General features: G+C 44.2%; 19 protein-coding genes, 1 other RNA gene and 1 other annotated feature. Of the genes, 3 read left to right on the forward strand and 17 right to left on the reverse strand.

Annotation, left to right across the window (positions count from 1 at the left end):
- Positions 1-124 precede the first annotated feature (124 nt).
- A complete protein-coding gene (locus tag AS888_RS18880) occupies positions 125-802 on the reverse strand; it encodes a CpsD/CapB family tyrosine-protein kinase (protein ID WP_061143693.1) in 678 nt (225 codons plus the stop codon).
- Between the two features lie 24 nt (positions 803-826).
- On the reverse strand, positions 827-1516 hold the full coding sequence (locus AS888_RS18885; protein ID WP_061143694.1) for a YveK family protein: 690 nt from the start codon (positions 1514-1516) through the stop codon (positions 827-829).
- A gap of 446 nt (positions 1517-1962) precedes the next feature.
- Between AS888_RS18885 and AS888_RS18890 the strand changes: the two genes are divergently transcribed.
- Positions 1963-2262: a helix-turn-helix domain-containing protein gene (locus AS888_RS18890; protein WP_061143695.1), complete on the forward strand. Its 300-nt coding sequence runs from the start codon at positions 1963-1965 to the stop codon at positions 2260-2262.
- Positions 2263-2351: 89 nt separating this feature from the next.
- Here the strand turns inward: AS888_RS18890 and AS888_RS18895 are convergent, their stop codons facing one another.
- A complete protein-coding gene (locus tag AS888_RS18895; protein WP_061143696.1) occupies positions 2352-3200 on the reverse strand; it encodes an SGNH/GDSL hydrolase family protein in 849 nt (282 codons plus the stop codon).
- Between the two features lie 273 nt (positions 3201-3473).
- Here AS888_RS18895 and AS888_RS18900 point away from each other — a divergent pair, with 273 nt between their 5' ends.
- The gene (locus AS888_RS18900) at positions 3474-3665 is read left to right on the forward strand and encodes a hypothetical protein (RefSeq protein WP_061143697.1); all 192 of its coding nucleotides are present in this window, start codon (positions 3474-3476) and stop codon (positions 3663-3665) included.
- A 125-nt stretch (positions 3666-3790) separates the two neighbouring features.
- On the forward strand, positions 3791-4183 hold the full coding sequence (locus tag AS888_RS18905; protein ID WP_260320312.1) for a VOC family protein: 393 nt from the start codon (positions 3791-3793) through the stop codon (positions 4181-4183).
- 132 nt (positions 4184-4315) lie between these two features.
- Here AS888_RS18905 and AS888_RS18910 read toward each other — a convergent pair whose 3' ends face one another.
- The 14 genes from AS888_RS18910 to AS888_RS26200 form a co-directional block, all read right to left on the reverse strand.
- Positions 4316-6199: a S8 family peptidase gene (locus AS888_RS18910; RefSeq protein ID WP_061143698.1), complete on the reverse strand. Its 1884-nt coding sequence runs from the start codon at positions 6197-6199 to the stop codon at positions 4316-4318.
- 704 nt (positions 6200-6903) lie between these two features.
- Positions 6904-7611 carry an ABC transporter ATP-binding protein gene (locus tag AS888_RS18915; RefSeq protein ID WP_061143699.1) on the reverse strand — a complete coding sequence of 236 codons (708 nt, stop codon included), beginning with the start codon at positions 7609-7611 and terminating at the stop codon, positions 6904-6906.
- On the reverse strand, positions 7611-8390 hold the full coding sequence (locus AS888_RS18920; protein WP_061143700.1) for an ABC transporter ATP-binding protein: 780 nt from the start codon (positions 8388-8390) through the stop codon (positions 7611-7613). The genes AS888_RS18915 and AS888_RS18920 overlap by 1 nt, the downstream gene beginning before the upstream one ends.
- Positions 8365-9327, reverse strand: a complete 963-nt coding sequence (locus tag AS888_RS18925; protein WP_061143701.1) for a branched-chain amino acid ABC transporter permease — start codon at positions 9325-9327, stop codon at positions 8365-8367. The genes AS888_RS18920 and AS888_RS18925 overlap by 26 nt, the downstream gene beginning before the upstream one ends.
- A 13-nt stretch (positions 9328-9340) precedes the next feature.
- Positions 9341-10219 carry a branched-chain amino acid ABC transporter permease gene (locus tag AS888_RS18930; protein ID WP_061143702.1) on the reverse strand — a complete coding sequence of 293 codons (879 nt, stop codon included), beginning with the start codon at positions 10217-10219 and terminating at the stop codon, positions 9341-9343.
- Positions 10220-10378: 159 nt separating this feature from the next.
- Positions 10379-11557 (reverse strand): ABC transporter substrate-binding protein, encoded by a 1179-nt coding sequence (locus AS888_RS18935; protein WP_061143703.1) that lies wholly within the window; start codon positions 11555-11557, stop codon positions 10379-10381.
- A gap of 636 nt (positions 11558-12193) precedes the next feature.
- Positions 12194-13378, reverse strand: coding sequence for an ABC transporter substrate-binding protein (locus AS888_RS18940; protein WP_061143704.1), 1185 nt, complete (start codon positions 13376-13378; stop codon positions 12194-12196).
- A gap of 191 nt (positions 13379-13569) precedes the next feature.
- Complete coding sequence (locus AS888_RS18945; protein ID WP_061143705.1) at positions 13570-14331, reverse strand: tRNA threonylcarbamoyladenosine dehydratase; 762 nt, start codon at positions 14329-14331, stop codon at positions 13570-13572.
- Between the two features lie 111 nt (positions 14332-14442).
- Positions 14443-15570, reverse strand: coding sequence for a M20 family metallopeptidase (locus AS888_RS18950; protein WP_311316490.1), 1128 nt, complete (start codon positions 15568-15570; stop codon positions 14443-14445).
- Between the two features lie 252 nt (positions 15571-15822).
- Positions 15823-16794, reverse strand: a complete 972-nt coding sequence (locus tag AS888_RS18955) for a nuclease-related domain-containing protein (RefSeq protein ID WP_081092522.1) — start codon at positions 16792-16794, stop codon at positions 15823-15825.
- A gap of 293 nt (positions 16795-17087) precedes the next feature.
- Positions 17088-17274: non-coding RNA, 6S RNA (gene ssrS, locus AS888_RS18960), on the reverse strand.
- Between the two features lie 85 nt (positions 17275-17359).
- Positions 17360-19129, reverse strand: coding sequence for an aspartate--tRNA ligase (gene aspS / locus AS888_RS18965; RefSeq protein ID WP_061143707.1), 1770 nt, complete (start codon positions 19127-19129; stop codon positions 17360-17362).
- Positions 19130-19141: 12 nt separating this feature from the next.
- Positions 19142-20413 (reverse strand): histidine--tRNA ligase, encoded by a 1272-nt coding sequence (hisS, locus tag AS888_RS18970; RefSeq protein WP_061143708.1) that lies wholly within the window; start codon positions 20411-20413, stop codon positions 19142-19144.
- A gap of 97 nt (positions 20414-20510) precedes the next feature.
- Positions 20511-20750: a binding site (T-box leader), on the reverse strand.
- A gap of 79 nt (positions 20751-20829) precedes the next feature.
- Positions 20830-21003, reverse strand: coding sequence for a hypothetical protein (locus tag AS888_RS26200; protein ID WP_053535815.1), 174 nt, complete (start codon positions 21001-21003; stop codon positions 20830-20832).
- Positions 21004-21052: the final 49 nt, after the last annotated feature.

Below are 21052 nucleotides of genomic sequence, written 5' to 3' on the forward strand. Positions count from 1 at the left end.
TCCTTTATAACGAACAGGTCTATATACCCACTCTAGAAAAATAGTAATTATTACCCTGATTAATAGTAGCATATAAATCTTCCATTAAACAGGGTGTTAATTTGTCGAACTTTGTCTTATTCAATTAAGATTGATAGTAATAATAATTGCTGTTATCCGTTTCCACGCCATTCAAGACGACACCAAGCACGGTTGTATTAGCTTTCGTTAAAAGCTCCTTCGCCTTCACGGCACTTTGTTTGTTCGTCTTCCCGCTTGAGACGACCATGATGACGCCATCACATTTATTGGCGACAATTTGCGAATCAGGTACAACCAGAACCGGCGGTGTATCAAAAATGATATAATCATACATTTCTTTCAGATGATGAATGGTTGCTTCTATCGCTCTTGAATTCAATAATTCCGAAGGGTTTGGGGGAATGGGTCCGCTTGTCAAAATTTCCAGATTAGGCACAGCCGTCTTCATGACCGCTTTTTCGATGCTCATTTTCTTCGTTAATACACTTGTAAGTCCCTGTATGTTACTAAGACTGAACGCATAATGGACGGACGGTTTTCTTAAGTCGGCATCCACAAGCAGGACTTTTTTCTCCTCTTGAGCAAGCACAATCGCGAGGTTCGCGGATGTCGTGGATTTCCCATCATTAGGCTCAGCTGAGGTTACCACAATGGTTTGTATGTCTTCATCCACGGAGGCAAATTGAATATTTGTTCGAATTAATCGATATTGCTCAGTGATCGGTGATTTAGGATTATTTTGTGCAATCAAATTCACCTGTTTTTTATCTTTACTTCTCAAAAATTCCGCTTCCTTTCGTCCAGCTTAGCCTTTATTATGTACGTTTGAAATCTTTTGAATCGAGCCAAGTAGAGGCAGTTCCAGGAGTGTCTCGATATCCTTCTCATCCTTGATCGTATTGTCCATGAACTCGAGCAGGAATGCCAAGCCAACACCAGCCATCAAACCGACCACCACCGCAATCGCTATATTCAATACTGGATTAGGTTTCACAGGTGTTGGATTCTCTTTGATTTCGGCTTTGGCCAGTACACTCACATTGTCGACGTTCATGATATTCTTGATTTCCTTTTGGAACGTCTCAGAAATCGTGTTGGCAATCTCCACTGCTTGCGATGGATTGCCATTCTGAACCGTTAACGAAAACACCTGCGAATTTTGTTGGCTGTTGATCGTGATTTTTTCACTAAGTTGCTCTACGCTTTGGTCCAGCTCAAGGTCATCAATGACCTTCTCCAAAATCGCCGGGCTTTTTATGATTACACTGTATGTATTGATCATGTCAATATTGGATCGTATTTGAGTCGAGTCCAATTGATTCTCGGATTGCTTCTGATTAACGAGAATCTGTGTCGAAGATTGGTAAACCGGGGTTAATAAGAAATAAGATATTGCTCCACTAATTAAAGCGGCAACTAATGTCAGCAGCATGATGAGCTTCCAACGCTTCTTTAATGTTTTGAAAATATCTGCAATACTAATCGTTTCTTCCATTTCATCCTCCTAATATGTTAAAAATGACCTATTGCATTATAACACATAATATTACCTATTTTTATGTATTATCAAGGAAATTTTCATGAATCTTACAATCAATGAATACTTTTCTAGCGCTTAGATGATTCTAACCTAAAAATATCCTCCATTCAAAGGAATTTTTTTCTAATTGTGTCCTTACAAAGCCATAACAGCTGGAAAAGCCGCATGGTAAAAGGGTTTCTATTTATATAAATTATACCTATTTACCCAATACTTGCTGTGCTTCTTCACCGACATTGGATGAATTCACCTAAAACTAAATGCCCATGAAACGAAGAAAAAGCATTTATCGACTAAATTGCGTCAAGTTTTTAGGGCCTAGTTATCATTATTAATGGAGACAAACTGTGTAAACTGAAAGTAATAGTTTATATTCATAGAAATGGTTAGGTGTGGTCAATATGATAGGTTACCGAGTCAAGTCGCTTAGGGAAGAAAGGAAAATGTCAATTAGTGAACTCTCCACAAAATCGGGCGTTGCCAAATCCTATATAAGCTCTCTGGAAAGAAACCTTCAAACAAACCCCACTATTTTAGTTTTGGAAAAAATAGCAAAAATTCTAGGCATTAAGGTTGATGCTTTACTGTATGAACAAGGAGACAAAAATATGGATGAAGAGTGGATGCAAATCATGCAGGAAATTATGGGTTCTGGAATATCGAAAGAGGAAATGCGCGAATTTATCCAGGATCGCAAATGATTGGTTTAAGCATTCTTGGTATCGCTTTCTTTTGTTAGCTCAGTGAAAAGGGGGGGAAGTAGCTTAAGCCACTCACCCCCCTTTTTACACTACATGTCCTGTTTTTGCTTAAAATAGTCCTGCAGCACCTCAAACCATATCTGATGCCCTCGGTCATTCGGATGGATGTTATCATTGGTTAATATATCAGCCAATCTCAGATTCTGTTCCTCTAGCTTCTTTTCCATACCTGTCTTGCTATTCAAATACGTCCATCGATTCTTTTCGATGACATTCTCGGAAGCCTTCATATAATCCAGATAACTCAACCCTAAGCTATTTTTCATTTCACTACTTGCGACCGGGTTCGGGGAAAGCATTAAAATCTTTGCATTTGGCAGTTCTTTTTGCCATTTTGCCATAATGTTTTCCAGATCTTTTTCCGTCTGTTGCAGGCTAATTGATTGATAATGATTGTTAATCAGCGAGGTTTCAAAAATAACCAAATCAGGATTATCTTTTATGACTTCTTCGATTTTCTTACCTTCCAGCAAATCTTCTGTTGAATACCCTTCATGACCATGATTCATAAAACGCAATGTTTTAGCCTCATCAAGATCGGCACGCAGACTCTTCTCCAGACGCGCTGTCCAGGTTTTGGCAGAGATACTTGCTCCAGTTCCTGCAGTCCCGTTACTGCCCACTAAGGAGACAATGACCTTATCTTGCGTAAGCGACCGATACCGTAAATAATCCAATAACGGCTGCTGTTGATTATTTTCCGGTTTTAAACCCTGTATCAAAGCTTCTCTTTCTTCTTTTTCCTTTTGTTTAAGTTTTGCTTCCGCTTCTCTAGCCTCCACCCCTGCTGCCTGGCTTTTGTTTTTCCATTGGATTTGACCATAAGCCAGCACGGCTAAGGAAATGATCGCGATAATGATTAACCCATACTTCCTCATCTTTACCTCCGTTTATGCACTAGAATTGACATGGGATACGATCCCATACTTTTCTCTTATTTTCTCTTGTTCATTATAACTTACATATAATACGTTATAAAGAATGTTTTTCCAATGAATTCTGACATCCCTCGACAAATCCCATGAATAGGAATCATTCTTTAACACTATGTAAACAATGTAATGCCTATATGAAGTTTCCGTAATGTTATCGTATACCCGGCTTCCTTCTCGCTTTTTCGTAGTATGATAGAAAAAAAAGGAGTTTTGGATATGATTATTCTGCAGTATATTGAAAAGGTTTTTTCATTCATGCATAAGGATATTCCGGAAACTCATGTGAAATGCCATGTTTGTGCAGGTACAGGTGCCTACGATATTTATACGGATTGCCTTACCTGTAATGCAAAAGGGTTAATCAGTAAAGTGGAGTATAATAGGAGGCTTGAAGAGGGTGAAATTTAAACGATTTCGTGAGGTCGATATATGTTATCAAAGAAGCAGTATTGGCTATTGCTTCTTTTTTTGTTGCCTAAAGTACCGTTTGTCTCCCGGCTTAAAAGGGTATTTTATTACCAGAGGTGATGGATATGACAGCAATTACGCACATCGGTTTGGCTGTGCCTGATTTGGATGCTGCGATTTCGTGGTATGAACAGGTGTTGGGATTCAAGTTATTGGCGGGTCCGTATTCGTTTGATGCCAGTGCCGAGGACAAGCCGAATATGACGAACGATCTTCTTGGCAATCATGTCAAAAAAATGCGCAATGCTCATTTGATGGCGGATAATCAGGTGGGAATCGAGCTTTTTGAATTCCAGGAGCCGAGGATGCCGCCGAGTAAACGTGATGAGTATCAGGGCTTTTTTCATATTTGCTTAATTTCGGATGATATTGAAAGACTCGCCGATGAGATTGCGCAATCCGGCGGTAAAAGGCGAAGCGATCTGTGGAATACTTGGAAGAACAAGCCGTACCATTAATTTATTGTGAAGATCCTTTTGGCAATATCATTGAGTTATACAGCCGGAGCACGGAATTGATGTATGGCAATAAGGATTGATGCAAAAACAGCCCCCACATTGTAGATTGGGAGGCTGTTTTCTGTATTTGCCTTACTTTTTAACCGTGACTTTTCTTGCTTCACTTACATTTCTCGCTTTGTCTTTAGCGGAAACATAGAGGTTCTTCCCTGCTTTTTGTTTCGGGATCCTCACCGAGAAGGTGCCTTTATTCGTTGCGGTTGCCGAGCCGATCACTTTCCCTGATACCTTGATGGATACAGTGGAATTGGCTTCGGCTTTGCCTGTGACGATCGTCGTTTTTGTCGTGACCTTGTCGACCGTCGGTTTACCAGGTGCGGTTTTGTCTGCGACGGTCATGGTTTTGACCGGGCTTGTATTGCCAGCTTTATCCGTTGCAGCAATCGTGAGGACGGTACCGGCTTTTTGTTTTTTTGACAGCGTTACGGTGAAGGTGCCTCCGTTGTTGGCATTTGCTTTGCCGAGGGCAGTGCTGCGGTTTTTGACCGTGACGGAAGAGCCCGCTTCGGCTTTGCCTGTTACTTTTACCGTATTGTCACCTACCGTATTGACTGACGGTTTAATTGGTGCCGTTTTATCTTCGACTTTGAATGAAACGGGCACACTTTTATTTCCCGAGGGATCGGTGACCCTCGTAGAGATCACGGTCCCGGCTGTTTGTTTGGCAATCGGCGCCGTAAATACCTTCTCGCCGTTGATCTTCAATGTGGCCAGCTGCTTCTTATCGGTATAGATCGAGACGGTTCCCGTATGGAAATCGGCTGGGATGCTCCCAGTGATCTTGATGTCCTTATCGGAAATCTTTTTGACGCTCGGCCTGGTCAGCGTCTTCATCTCAAGTGCCTTTTTGGCATTGACCCTCCCGTTTCCATAGTAGATGTCCTTCCCTTTCGTGCCCAGATCCTTCGCTGAATCATAGAGGCGATATTCAACCTCCGTTTTGTTGAGCTTAGGCTCATTGGACCAAATGAGGGCCGCTACCCCCGCCACCATGGGCGTGGCCATCGATGTTCCGCTCATCCAGCCATATTTACCATGTGGCAAGGTTGAAAGGATCTCATCTCCAGGGGCTGCAATATCCACGGTTGAATCGTAATTGGAATAATAGGGGCGCTTGTCCTTTTCGTCCGTGGCCGCAACGGAAATGACGTTACTGTATGCAGCTGGGTATACCCGCTGCACCTTTTTCCCCATATCGCCTTCATTGCCGGCAGCCGCGGCAATCAAGATGCCTTTTTTCGCTGCTTCCTGTACGGCTTTATTCAACGCCTCCGAATACATGTTGACTCCAAGACTCATATTGATAATCTTCGCTTTTTTCTCAATCGCATAATGTATCGCCTTGATGATATCGGCCGTATCGGCATAATCACCTTCAAAAACGTTAATTGGCATCAGCTTTACATTAGGTGCAACACCCGCTCCGCCGATGTTATTGTTTGCACTTCCGGCAATGATTCCGGCGATATGTGTCCCGTGCTGGCCTTCCGGCAAGATATTCTTCCGGTTACGGACCGTATCATAGGCGTTGACAATTTTCCCTGTCAAATCCGGGTGTTTGCGATCGATTCCATCGTCGATGATCGCCACGATCATCTCCTTCGAGCCCATCGATTTTACCCAGGCCGCTTCCGTTCCAAGATGTTTATGATGCCACTGGTCTAGGTAAGCTGGATCGTTCGGTATTTCCATCTTCTTGAACAGATAGTTCGGTTCGGCATACTCGACATTCTTCCGTTTCTCAAGCTTTTCGATCAGCTTGTCGGTCGTTTGTCCTTTTGGAACCTCGACCTTTTCGATCAGCTCATTGATCGGCTCATCATCCGTCTCTTTATATTTGACGATGACACCATCCGCTTTCGGAGCCACCTCTGCCGCTGCAGCCTCTTGCTGATTATGTGGCAGGAACATGAACAGCAAGGCAACCGGCAATACCGCCTGAATAAATTTGTACATGAAATCACTCCAAAAAAATATGATTAAGAATAAATATCGATGTCGGTCACTCAAGATCTCACTCTACCATTATCCCTAACTAGATTGTATAACGGAAGATATCGTTTTACTAACCTTTTTATCCAGTAAACAACTTGTTTTGGAATCATCCTTATTTCCCCTTGTGAAATCTCGAAAACTGAAGATGTATAAATAGATAAAAATGGTCGTCTTATTGACCAGTCTTAGAGGACAACGGAAGGCAACGACACTACCGCTTAGGAAATGCCTGTCTACGTGAGACACCGCAGGCTAAAAGCCAAGGAGGCTCACCGACCACCTCTGGAAAGATGAGTGCCTGCAGTGGAATGCAAAGTTTGATGTACATACTTAAAACTATATGTACTCTGAATTCTAGCTTCATTATCACGCAAAGTGGAATGCAACGGAAGGCAACGACACTACCGCTTAGGAATTGCGCGTCTACGTGAGACACCGCAGGCTGAAGGCCGAGGAGGCTCACGGACCGCCTCTGGAAAGATGAGTGCCTGAAGTGTAATGCAACGGTCATGGTAAAAATCTTCAAATCTATAGGCAATGGAAACTCCATCTTTGTTCTTACGCAAAGTGTAATGCAACGCTCACAGAACAAAACATCAAAAAAACTGTAGGTAAACTCCAAAACTTAACGAGTTTACCTACAGTATGAGAACGCCATGAGCGGTTTAATGTCCGCCTAAATAGGCATTCTTGATTTCTTCACTTGCTGTCAGTTCCTCTGATTTACCAGATAGGACAATCCGACCCGTTTCGACCACATAGGCTCTGTCAGCGATGGATAGGGCCAAGTTGGCATTTTGCTCGACAAGCAGGATCGTCGTTCCCGTCTTATTGATTTCTTCTATTATATGAAAGATTTGTTTCACCAATAATGGAGCAAGTCCCATCGATGGCTCGTCCAATAGAAGCAGCCGGGGCTTGGCCATCAGCGCCCTGCCCATTGCGAGCATTTGCTGTTCCCCTCCGGAAAGCGTTCCGGATTGCTGCTTCAGGCGTTCAAGTAAACGCGGGAATAATTCATAAACCTTCTCCATATCCTGCTTGATGCCTGCCTTATCCTTGCGTAAATAGGCGCCAAGCTGAAGATTTTCTTCAACGGACATGTTAGCAAAGACACGGCGGCCTTCGGGAACATGGGAGATGCCCATTTTCACGATCGATTGCGCAGCCTTTCCGCCGATCGACTGCCCTTCATATAAGATCTTGCCTTGCTTTGGTTTTAATAATCCGGAAACGGTTTTCAGCATCGTACTTTTGCCGGCACCGTTCGCACCGATCAACGTCACGATTTCACCTTCGTTGATGGAAAGCGAGACTCCCTTCAAGGCTTGAATGTTTCCGTAATAGACGTTAATGTCCTCGATATTCAGCATTATGAAACCTCCTCGCCCAGATAGGCCTCGATGACTTTCGGGTTGTTGCGGATTTCCTCAGGCCGCCCTTGAGCGATCAGCTGTCCATGATCCAGTACGTATATGCGTTCGCAAACTCCCATGACAAGCGGCATATCATGCTCGATCAATAAGACGGTCAAATCGAATTTCTCACGGATGAGGGCGATCAAGTTCATCAGCTCATGCGTTTCTTGAGGGTTCATGCCCGCTGCCGGTTCATCGAGCAAAAGCAGTTTCGGATTGGCGGCAAGCGCTCGTGCGATTTCCAATCGTCTTTGTTTGCCATATGGCAGGTTCTTCGCCTTCTCGTCTTTATATTGATCAAGGTTGAAGATTTTCAGGAACTCAATCGCCTTCTCATCCATCTCCTTCTCCCCTTTAAAATGGATCGGCATGCGGAGAATCGAGCTTAAAATGCTATGCTTCGAAAGGGAATGATAGGCAACCTTTACATTATCGATGACGGATAGCTCACTGAACAAGCGAATGTTTTGAAAGGTCCTGCTGATACCCTTTTGCGTGATTTTATAGGGCGGCCGTTTTTTCAAGTCCTCCCCTTCCAAGGAAATCGTTCCTTCGGTCGGGACGTAAACCCCTGTCAACAGGTTGAAGAAAGTGGTTTTCCCAGCACCATTCGGTCCGATCAAGCCAACCAATTCACCTGGGTATAGCTCGACGTTTACATCGGAAACGGCCTTAAGCCCCCCGAATTGAATTCCGACCGAATCGACCTTAAGCAGCGGTGTTTTTGTTTTCATGGCTGCTGCCTCCTTTACGTTTGAACATGGAAGTTATTTCTTTCGTCCCCATTAAACCTTGCGGACGATAAATCATCATGACGATAAGCACAAGACTGTAAATGATCATCCGCGTTTCCGGATAATCCTGGAGGAATGTCGTGACCACAGTAAGTAATACGGCAGCCAACACTGCTCCTGACAAGCTTCCAAGTCCGCCAAGCACGACTAGGATCAAGATATCGAATGACTTCAGGAACCCGAAGTTCGATGGCTGGATGATATAGAAGTTATGGGCATAAAGCGCTCCGGCGATGCCGGCGAAAAATGCACCGATCGCAAACGCGACAACTTTGTAATAGGTCGTATTGATCCCCATCGAGTCGGCGGCCGTCTCGTCCTCACGGATCGATATGCAAGCCCTTCCATGTGTCGAGCTCGTGAAGTTCCTGATGACGATGACCGTCACAAGGACGGAAGCGAATACCCACGGCCAAGTCGTCAAATGGGAAACCTGCATGCCGCTCGCACCGCCAACATAATCGATGTTCAAAAGCACGATCCGGACGATTTCACCAAAGCCGAGGGTCGCTATCGCCAGGTAGTCACCTTTTAGACGCAAGCTTGGGATTCCGATGATCAGGCCGGCAAGCGCCGCTGTCAAACCGCCGACTATCAACGCTAGCGTGAATGGCATGTTCAACTTCATCGTCATGACGGCTGAAGCGTATGCCCCGACTGCAAGGAATCCTGCATGCCCGATGGAAAACTGCCCCGTTATCCCGATGATCAAGTGCAGGCTTGCTGCCAGAATGATATTGATCCCGATGAACATGAGCGTATTTTGATAAAAAGGATTGAGCGATCCGCCGCCGATCAACACCTGTATGATGGCGAAAAAGATCAATGATAATGAAATCGAGAGCCAAAAACCTTTTGCTCGCTTAATTGTAGTCATTGCTTTGTCTCCCCTATACTTTTTCTTTTTTGTTTTTACCGAATAAGCCTTGTGGCATGAAAATCAAGATAAGAATCAGTACGACGAAAGCTACCGCATCACGCCATAATGAGTAACCTGCGGCACTGACCAAGGCCTCGATGACACCAAGCAATAATCCCCCGACCATCGCACCCGGAATGATCCCGATCCCGCCAAGTACGGCGGCGACAAAAGCCTTAAGTCCAGGAAGCACACCCATAAGCGGCTCGATCTTAATATAATAAATCCCGAAAATGACACCAGCTGCCCCAGCTAATGCGGAACCGATTGCAAAGGTGGCAGAGATCGTGTTATTAACATTTATCCCCATCAGCTTGGCAGCATCCGCATCGAAGGAAACGGCACGCATCGCCTTGCCGATTTTGGTTTTATGGACGATGATTTGAAGAATGATCATTAAAACGACAGCGACTCCAAAGATCAATATCGATTGGCTATTGATCGATACTCCAAAAATATCGAACTTATCAGTCGGCAATACATCATTCGGATAGGCTTCCGGTTGTGCGCCGCGGACATAGATGAAGCCATATTCGATCAACAGGGAAACCCCGATTGCCGTGATGAGTGCGGCGATCCGTGTTGCGTTACGCAATGGCTTGTAGGCAATGCGCTCGATCAATACTCCAAAGAGTGCACAGACCGTCATCGCAATTAACAAAGCCGGCACGAATGACAGATCCAGAACCGTTATCGAATAAAACCCTACGAATGAACCAACCATGAAGACATCACCATGTGCAAAGTTAATCAATTTTACAATCCCGTAAACCATCGTATAACCGAGAGCGATAAGGGCATAAATGCTTCCTAATGAAACCCCGTTTATTAACTGCTGTATCAATTCCATGTTCGACTCTCCTTGAAAAATCTAATTTTATAATGATCGTCCAGACTCTTTCATTCCACTCATGGAAGTTTCAGCAACCTGGTATTCTGGAAAAATGAGAATTCGCCAGCGCCTTCTTATGGAAGAAGGGCCGGCGAAGGGTTGGACTTTTTTTCGGTATTAAGGATTGATTTTTGTGTTGAATACTTGTTTTCCGTCTTTGAATTCAAGGATGGTAGCTGATTTGATCGGATTATGTTTTTCATCCAATGTAAAGGTACCAGTTACAAGCTGAAGATTTTTCGTTTTTTCCAGCGCTTCTTTGATCTTTGTCGGTTCCGCTGAACCAGCACGCTTGATTGCATCCGCTAGGAAATATCCTGTGTCATAGCCAAGTGCGTTAAAGGCATCCGGAGATTTATCTTTGTATTTCGCCTTGAATGCAGACACAAAATTCTGAATTTTCTCATCAGGATCTCCTGAAGAATAGTGGTTCGTGATGTACGTTTTATTCAACGCCTTTGCACCGGCAATTTCCACTAGCTTAGGGGAATCCCAGCCGTCGCCGCCCATGAACGGAACATCCAGTCCAGTTTCCCGTGCCTGTTTCACGATCAAGCCAGCTTCCTCATAGTAACCAGGAAGGAAGATGAAATCCGGTTTCGCTGATTTCAGGCGAGTCAATGTGGAGCGGAAATCGGTATCCTTTGCAATGTAGGCTTCCTCTGCGACGATCTTTCCGCCATTTTTTTCGAATTGCTCTTTAAAGGCTGCCGCTAATCCTTTTGAATAATCGCTTGCGCTGTCGATATAGATGGCTGCACTTTTCGCTTTGATTTCTTTGGACGCGAAATTCGCAGCAACCGTTCCTTGGAACGGATCGATGAAGCTTGTCCTGAAGATGTAGTCGTTCAATTTATCTTTGCTGAAAGTGATTTCCGGGCTTGTACCTGAAGGCGAGATGACCGGGACTTTATTATCCTGTGCAATTTGCACCTGTGCAATCGAGTTCGTGCTTGTCGCCGCACCTACGATCGCCGCCACCTTATCTTGTGAGGTAAGCTTGATTGCCCCGCTTGTTGCTTCGGATGCTTCGGATTTATTATCGACTTTGATAAGTTTGATTTTTTTACCGTCAATGCCTTCTTTATTGATTTCCTCTGTCGCCAGCTCAAGGCCTTCGGCAATCGATTGGCCATAAGAGGCTACACCGCCTGATAATTCAAGGTTGACACCGATCTTGATCGTATCACCGTCCCCGCTCGATTTATCTGATGAACCAGAGCCGCCGCAACCCGCTAGCATGCCTGCCGCAAGTGTTAGAGAAAGAAATGCACCTGCTAGTTTTTTCTTCTTCATAAATAATCCCCCCATTTTGTAATCAGAGCTCTGATGCATGAATAATTATTCATGACGCCTCAGAAATTTTTGATTAGATGAAATGTTTAAAATTAAATTAATATTTCGAAAAATAGTTTACCGCATAATTTTCATTCCGTCTATACAATAATAGTGAGAAAATTTCGTTAAATAGGATATTTTTCATAGACCATAAGGTGTCGATTTTATATCCCTATATTTAAAGTATTAAGAAAATTCTTATATTTATCAGAAAAAACAGATAATTAAGTTATATTAATATCGTAATTTCTGCCTTTTTTACCCAAAATATTTTATTCACTCCCCTATCATTTTCTCCCTTTTACTTACATTTTTCCCAATATAATTGCACGTCGATAGGGAATTAAACCCAGTATATCCCTTCCAATTTAGTCTTAATTCCTATTTCAAAATTGAATTATACTATCTTGGATGTATAAAATACTGCATGAAACTTCTAATCTTCTTTTAGCCGCCTTATAGATTTTGCATATACATTCTAGAAAAAATCCCGCAAAAAAACCGCCCTCTGGCGGTTCAGTGTCCTCTCTTCACTGGTTAGTGTAGTTTAAGTGAATATAAAATAGGGGGAGCCTGTCCCCCTATCCAAGTAGATTATGGATTGATTTTTGTCTTGAATGTTTGTTTGCCATCCACGTATTCCAGGATGGTGGCCGATTTGATGGGATCATGATTTTTATCGAGGTTCAGTGTACCTGAAACTAATTGAAGATCCTTGACATCTTCCAATGCTTTCCTGATTTTTTCTGGTGATGCATCGCCAGACCTTTTGATGGCATCCGCCAGATAGTATCCAGTATCATAGCCAAGCGCGGCAAAGGCATCCGGTGTTTTATTGTACTCCTTTTTGAAGGCGGCAACGAAATCCTGGATTTTTGCATCTTCATCTTCTGGTGAATAGTGATTGGTGATATACGTATTTTTCAAAGCGTCGGCGCCGGCAATTTCAACGACCTTCGGTGAATCCCAGCCATCTCCGCCCATGAAAGGAAGGTCTATGCCATTTTCCCGGGCCTGCTTCAAGATCAATCCGACTTCTTCATAATAACCAGGAAGGAAGACGAACTCTGGCTTGGCCGATTTAATACGTGTCAATGTCGAGCGGAAATCCGTATCTTTTGTGACATAGGCCTCTTCCGCTACGATTTTGCCACCTTTGGCAGTGAACGCCTCTTTAAAGGCAGCGGCCAACCCTTTGGAATAGTCACTTGCGCTATCCACATAGATCGCAGCTGTCTTCGCCCCTACTTCGTCAGAAGCGAAATTGGCTGCAACCGTTCCTTGAAACGGATCGATGAAGCACGTCCTGAACACATAATCATTTACTTTTCCAGCTTTATTGGTGATGTCGGGGTTTGTTGCCGTCGGTGTGATTAAAGGAACCTTATTATCCTGCGCGACCTGAACCTGTGCCAATGTGTTCGTGCTTGTAGCCGAACCGACCACAGCCACTACCTTGTCCTGACTGACAAGTTTAATCGAGCCGCTTGTCGCTTCTGCCGCATCGGATTTATTATCAACCTTGACGATTTTCAGTTTTTTTCCGTTGATGCCCTCTTTATTAATTTCAGCGATGGCCAGTTTCAAACCATCTGCAGCCGATTGGCCGAATGATGCCGTACCTCCTGACAGCTCAAGGTTGGCTCCGATTTTAATCGTGTCACCCGAATTGGATGAACCTCCGCTTGAACTGCTGGTTTTCGAGTCGCCGCAACCTGCGAGCACCCCAGCAACCAATGAAAGTGATAGAAACACTCCTGCTAGCTTCTTCTTCTTCATTTGAAACCCCCTTGTTTGGTATGTTCTTTCAGATCAATAGAATATCTGAATAAAAATAATATTCTGAAAACAGTTTATCTCATTCTTTCGACCCCGTCTATATGATCTGGATAAAAAAGTTATTTAAAGGGAATATCTACTATTTCCATGCACAAAAAAACTGACTCTGCTAAAGTCAGTTTTGAAGCTCATCAATCGTTTACACGTCGGACGTCCACTTCTTTTAGTAGATCATTGATCACCCAGCTGGCTGCAATCAATCCAGCTACGGATGGCACGAATGCATTCGAGGACGGCGGCATTTGGGCTTTACGGATTTTTGCTTCGTCATTGCCGACTTCTTTGCGAACATCCTCACGAATGACGATCGGACTTTCGTCGGAGAAAACAACCGGAATTCCCTTTGTGATGCCCTCTTTACGCAATCTTGTACGGATGACCTTTGCAAGCGGGTCGGTATGCGTTTTGGAAATATCGGCAATTTGAAAACGTGTCGGGTCCATTTTGTTAGCGGCCCCCATGCTTGAAATCACCTTGATATTCCGCTTCAGGCACTCCTTCATCACATGCATCTTATATATCACCGTATCGGAGGCATCAATGACATAATCGAGGCCATAACTGAAAAACTCTTCAAACGTTTCTTCTGTATAAAACATTTTCAGGGCGATCACTTCGCAGTCTGGATTGATGTCTTGAATGCGATTTTTCATCAATTCCGCCTTCGGTTGGCCGACTGTAGATAAAAGAGCATGAATCTGCCTGTTTACATTGGTGATGTCGACATCGTCCTTATCCACTAGAATGATACGGCCGATCCCGGTACGGGCCAATGCTTCAGCTGAAAAAGACCCTACACCGCCTACCCCTAGGACAGCCACGGTCGTGTTTTTCAGTAAATCAATGCCTTCCTTGCCAATTGCTAATTCATTACGTGAAAACTGATGCAGCATATATATTCAACTCCAATAAATTCTGTTCTTATTTAGCTTCCCAATTAACAATATATCATAAACATCATTAATGACAAGCGAAATATGAGCAGTCCAATCGGAATTAGTTTTCTAGTTCATTTTTGATAATTTTTGAATGACGGTCGCCAGCAGCAAAGTCCGTTCTGCCAGGCTCGGTATTTCCAGATATTCTTCTTCACTGTGAGCGTTCCCGCCAATCGGTCCCAGCCCATCCACTGTCGGTATACCCAACTCGGCCGTAAAGGAAGCATCCGAACCGCCGCCCGTGGCCGTATCGGTGATATGGATGCCGATCTCCTTCCCCGCTTGGCGAATGGTCTCCAAAAGCATATTCGTTTTCTCGGTCTTTTCCATCGGAGACCGATCCATTTTCCCGGTCAATGTCGTTTTCGTTCCTGGAATGTATGACTTGGCACAAATTTTTTTCATTTGCTTAAGAATGACATCTTCCTGCCTTTTTTCCGTGATCCGTACATCGACAAAACCGGCCGCATGAGAAGCGATGGTATTCACCGCAGAGCCCCCCTCGATCATGCCGACATTGATGCTGATCCCCTTCTTCCGATCATTCAATTGATGTAAGTCAATGATCTTATGCGCCAATTCCTCAATGGCACTTCTTCCCTTTTCAGGCTCGATCCCCGAATGGGCCGCCACTCCGGCTATATCTAACTTGAATTGGCCGCAGCCTCGTCTCGCCGTGACCAAAGACCCATCCACCCTTGCCGGTTCGAGAACCAACGCATACTTCTTTTTCGCCGCCTTTTCAGCTATGAGGGAAGATGACGACGGAGAACCAATCTCCTCATCACTGTTCAAAATGATTTGAACATGCTTATAGCCTGTCTGCCCCGTCTGCTTCAAGCAAAGGATCGCATAAAAGATCTCGACCAAGCTCGCCTTCATATCAGCCACACCCGGCCCAAAAGCCCGATTTCCCTTTACTTTGAAAGGACGCTTCAGCGCCGTCCCCTCAGGAAAAACCGTATCCATATGCGCGACAACCAAAATATGAGGCTGAACCGCTTCACGATGCTGAATGACCAGCTGATTCCCATAATCCTTTTGCTTCACGATATCCACAATAAAATCCAAACCTTCAAACTTCGCCTTCAATATCAAGCCAATTTCATCTATGCCCTTTTTTGTATAAGATCCGCTATCGATATTCACCAGCTGCTCCACTAGCTGCAGCATCTCTTTCCGTTTAGCATTCAATAAGTCTCTCAAAGCCCTCACAACTTTCCTTCCATGGCTTATGATTTTTCAACCTTACTATAATTTACGAAATTACAGGATGGAATGTTACTTAAATGGGGCATATTTAACGATAATTCCAGCTTTTTGGTGACCGCTGCAGCGCTCTTGGACGAAATTGGCGAATTACTCGTGAGTTTGGTGGGTTTTGCTTGAGAATTTCGGGATTTTATTCGTGAGTTTGAGTCTTACTCGTGAATTGGGCTCGTGGCTTTATTTTTGTAATAACCCATCAAGGTTATAAACCCTGTTTCTACGTTTACCAGAGTAGGGTAATTCCATTGCGGATAGCAGTCGTTGCATGATATCGATTGAATCCACCTGTAAAAATTGACGGGCTTGTTTATTTGTTATGGCGGAATTGATAAGAAGGGCGTAATCACGTAGAGTTTGGATGTGGGCATCTTTGGAGATGTAAGAACAGTGGCGGCATGACCATTTTCCCCAGTAATATTGCATTTGAAGTGCAGAACAGTCTGGACATTGAACGCTTTTGAGCAAATCTTTTTCATCAACTTGATACAATTGGAGTATATCAGGATAATATGGAGTATTTTTTTCCAAGATCGTCTTGGATAGCTTATTGTGCTGCCTTTGAGTTAAGTGCTGAGAAGAATACCTTTCTCTTAAGGCCAGAATTTTGGAGATTAGCATTTCTTTTCCTGTGATTTTCTTGAGAATGGGGGTAAAACCGGGGGTAGTCCTGATGATTGTATTCGGGTTGGCATTGGCAACAAGTGTTTCAATCGGCAGCGGAGGAAAATTATGAACAGCAAGCCATTTATTTAACCGTGTTTTTTGCACTTCGACTTGGATGAGTGGATCCAGAAAAGCTTGTTCATGTCCATCTTTCGTCTGAATCAATTGATGGTAGGTACGATCAAAATTGAGCATTCCCGTAAAATTTTTCACTTCAATGATGAGGCAGTAATTCTTGGAAATTATAAGGTAATCGATTTGAAAAAAACGGCTTCCTTCGTGGCATAATCTCAAATCGTGTAAAACGTGATAGTCTTCCGAAAGACTATTTAACTCATTTCCAATAATCCGCTCGCCGCTATCCCCTGTACGGATCTTCCTGAAATCATTGTGTATCTTTTCCTGTTTAGGATGATTTGCTGGCAGCCTTGTCATCAAAGCCTCCAGCTGAAGCATTTTAATGGGCTTTTCACATTGTTTTCGCATTTATACATCACTCCTTCTCCTTTATTTTCTTTTTTGATAGTAGATATTCCTCCAAGGAAGCTGAAATTCCGTGCTTTATTTGTCCTATTACTAGTGAAATGCATTTTAATAGTAGGTAGAAAGGCTTTTCTCTTGAGTTTTGCAGTTTTACTCGCGAATTGCGGCTGTTTATTCGTGAATTTGGCGACTTTATTCGTGAATTTGGCGACTTTATTCGTGAATTGCGGCTGTTTATTCGTTTTTGAGCGCACAAAAAAACCCATGTTATGAACATGAGTTGCTTTGTGATGTATAAGAGTCCCAATTGTGCCGTTTACGCCTTTGTTTTGAACCCGCTCTCCGCAGGTGGGTGCTCGGTTCCTCGCGTTTGTAAGTCCTCCTCGAGGGGAGGCATGTACGCGGCCAGGAAACTAGTGCTCCCGGTAACTATAAGTGTTCGGTCAAAACTTATAGGTTAAAGAACGAACACATCAGGACTCTTACTTGTTGAAAACATCATATCATAATGCTTTGTTCCGTTTCAAGAGAAAGCATCTAGGTATTTTTTCATATTTTTTCCATACTTTTATTTCTTTAAGGCGGCCAGTCTTAGGCTTAGTTCAGCCAGTTGCTTGTCGCTTACGGCACTCGGGGCGTCAACGAGCAGGTCGCTTGCGCTTGCGGTTTTCGGGAACGCGATGGTGTCACGCAGATTCGTGCGGCCTGCAAGCAGCATGACCATGCGGTCGAGTCCAAGGGCGATTCCGCCATGCGGAGGCGTGCCGTATTCGAAGGCATCCATCAGGAAGCCGAATTGTGCGTTCGCTTCTTCTTCTGTGAACCCAAGCACTTTGAACATTTTTTCCTGGACGTCACGTTCAAAGATACGCAGTGATCCACCGCCAAGCTCATAGCCGTTCAAGACGAGGTCATATGCTTGGGCACGGACGCTTGCCGGATCTGATTCCAGTTTGTCCATGTCTTCGCGGAATGGCATCGTGAATGGATGGTGTGCGGCATAGTAGCGTCCTTCTTCTTCGTCATATTCGAATAGTGGCCAATCGGTTACCCAAAGGAAGTTGAATTTGCTTTGATCGATCAGGCCTCTTTCTTTGCCGAGCTTGTTGCGAAGCGCTCCAAGTGCATCGGCGACGATTCCCTTCTTGTCTGCGACGAATAAGATTAAATCGCCCACTTCCGCTTCCAATGCAGAAACTAATTGCTGCTGGTCTTCAGCGAAGAATTTGGCGATGGGTCCTTTTACGCCGTCTGCTTCCACTTTCAGCCAGGCCAAGCCTTTTGCGCCGTAGATGGCGGCAAATTCAGCCAATGCATCGATATCTTTACGTGAATAGTCGGCGTTTCCGTCCTTGACGACGATCGCTTTAACTTGCCCGCCGCTTGCAACGGCGCCAGTGAATACTTTAAAGTCGCTGTCTTTGACGATTTCGGATACGTCTTTAAGTTCCATCCCGAAACGTGTATCCGGTTTGTCGGAACCATAACGGCCCATCGCTTCATTGTAGGTCATTCTAGGGAATGGCAGGGCCACGTCCAGTCCTTTTACATCCTTCATCACTTTCGCCATCATGTTTTCTGCCGTGTTAATGATATCTTCTTGGCTCATGAAGCTTGTTTCGATATCGATTTGGGTGAATTCGGGCTGTCTGTCAGCACGTAAATCTTCATCACGGAAGCAGCGGGCAATTTGATAATAACGTTCGAAGCCGGATACCATCAATAGCTGCTTGAAGATTTGCGGTGACTGTGGAAGTGCATAGAATTCGCCTTCGTGTACACGGCTAGGCACTAAATAATCGCGTGCCCCTTCCGGTGTGCTTTTCGTTAAGATAGGTGTTTCGATATCAAGGAAGCCTTCGCCGTCCAAATAATCGCGGATCGCCTTTGTTGTTTGGTTACGCATTTTCAACGTTTCGAACATGGCCGGACGACGCAGGTCCAAATAACGGTATTTCAAGCGGATATCTTCTGAAACATCCGTTCTCTCATCAATGATGAAAGGAGGGGTTTTTGCTTCATTTAATATCGTTACGCTTTCGGCTTGAACTTCGACGGTCCCGGTTGTTACATTCGGGTTGATGTTGGCTTCATCACGCTTGATGACTGTGCCTTGGATATCAAGGACATATTCATTACGGATTTTTTCCGCAGTGGCCAAGGCTGCTGCCGAAATATCAGGATTGAAAACGACTTGCACGACACCGCTTCTGTCACGAAGGTCGATGAAGATGACTCCGCCCAAATCGCGTCGTTTTTGTACCCAACCCTTTAATGTTACTTTTTCACCAATAGCTGCTTCTGTTACTTCTCCATTGAAGTATGTTCTGCCAAACATGGTATTTCCCCCTTAAGCCTGTAGCTTTTTGAATTGTTCAACGAATGTGGCAAGATCCACCTGGACTTGTTCTCCCGTTTCCATGAACTTTACATTGATTTTATTATTGGCCAATTCATCATCACCGAGTGTCGCCACATATCTCGCTTCCAGGCGGTCGGCCGATTTGAATTGAGCTTTCACTTTACGGTCTTGATAGTCCTTTTCGACAGTGAAACCGGCACTGCGCAATTGATGGGCAAGCTTGACGGTATAATCTTTGGCTGATTCACCCAATGAAACAAGATAACAATCAATTCCCTTTTTGATCGGCAGTTCGATGTTTTCTGCTTGTAAGGCTGCAATCAGGCGTTCGATGCTGAGTGCAAAGCCGATTCCCGGAGTTTCCGGCCCGCCGAGTTCTTCAGACAGCCCATTATACCGTCCGCCTCCACAAAGTGTTGTAATGGCGCCAAAGCCTTCTGCATCACTCATGATTTCAAACGCGGTATGGTTATAATAATCCAAGCCGCGAACCAGTGTCGGATCTTCGACGAAGTCGATTTCCAAATCCGTCAAGTGCTGTTTCACTTTTTCAAAATAAATACGGGATTCATCATTCAAATAGTCAATGATGGATGGCGCCGTCTTCATCAATTCGTGATCATGGTCTTTTTTACAATCCAGGATCCTTAATGGATTTTTTTCCAGACGGCTTTGACAGTCACCGCAAAACTCGCCAATGCGAGGTTGAAAATGTTGGATTAACGCATTTCGGTGGGCAATCCGGCTTTCCTTATCTCCAAGGCTGTTGATCACAAGTTTCAGCTTTTTCAACCCAAGCTCCTTGTAGAGGCTCATCGCAAGAGATAGCACCTCTGCATCGATGCCTGGATCTTTACTGCCTAAAGCTTCGATCCCGAATTGGACGAACTGGCGGAATCGACCTGCCTGCGGACGTTCATAACGGAACATCGGCCCGATATAATAAAGCTTGACCGGTTGATTCGCCCATCCAAACATCTTGTTCTCGATGTATGAACGGACAACCGATGCAGTGCCTTCGGGACGAAGGGTCAAATTCCTCTCGCCTCGGTCTTGAAATGAATACATCTCTTTTTGGACGATATCGGTCGTATCGCCGACACCGCGTAAAAACAATTCCGTGTGCTCGAAAATCGGTGTGCGGATTTCTTTATATTGATAGCGGTGACAAATCTCACGCGCTGTCTTTTCGATATACTGCCAAATTTCCGTTTGTCCTGGCAATAAATCCTGTGTACCTCTAGGAATCTGAATAGACATATATGTTTCCTCCTTAAAAGCAAAACGCCCTCCCTGATCTGGCGCTATACCGATTTTTTCCAAACAAAAAACTCCCGCCCCTTGTAACTGTTCCGTTACAAGGGACGAGAGTTGGATATCCCGTGGTGCCACCCTAGTTGAAGCACTAAAAAAATCAGTGCCTCCGCTTAAAAACAGTTAACGCCTGTTATACGTCCAGCTCCTATTAAGAAAATCCGTTCGGAGTGAAGCCTACGGAGGGTTCTTTCGTTAAGTCATCATGCGGAATGCTTTCAGCCAAGGCATTTCCTCTCTTTTCATGTGTTTCTTAATTACTCTTCTCCATCATTGGTTGTTGCAGTTATAAGTCTGATATTTTATAATCATACGGACGTTAACTACAAATGTCAAGGCAGGCTTTAGGATTTCATCGCATTTTATTGGTTCAAACGTTTTTTCAGGTTTTTGACCGTCCGGACATTGACTCCAAACTCGGATGCCAATTCAACCAGGTTCGCACTTTGTTCCTTCTGGATAAAATCGTGGAAATCGACACCTAACACTTGATTGCCTCCGCTCAAACTCGTTTGATCTTTTTCGCTGAATTTCATTTGGTTCCCTCCTATATCTCTATAGGGTTTATTCTTTCCTAAAAAAAAT

Source organism: Peribacillus simplex (assembly GCF_001542915.1).
Classification (GTDB): Bacteria; Bacillota; Bacilli; order Bacillales; family DSM-1321; genus Peribacillus; species Peribacillus simplex_B.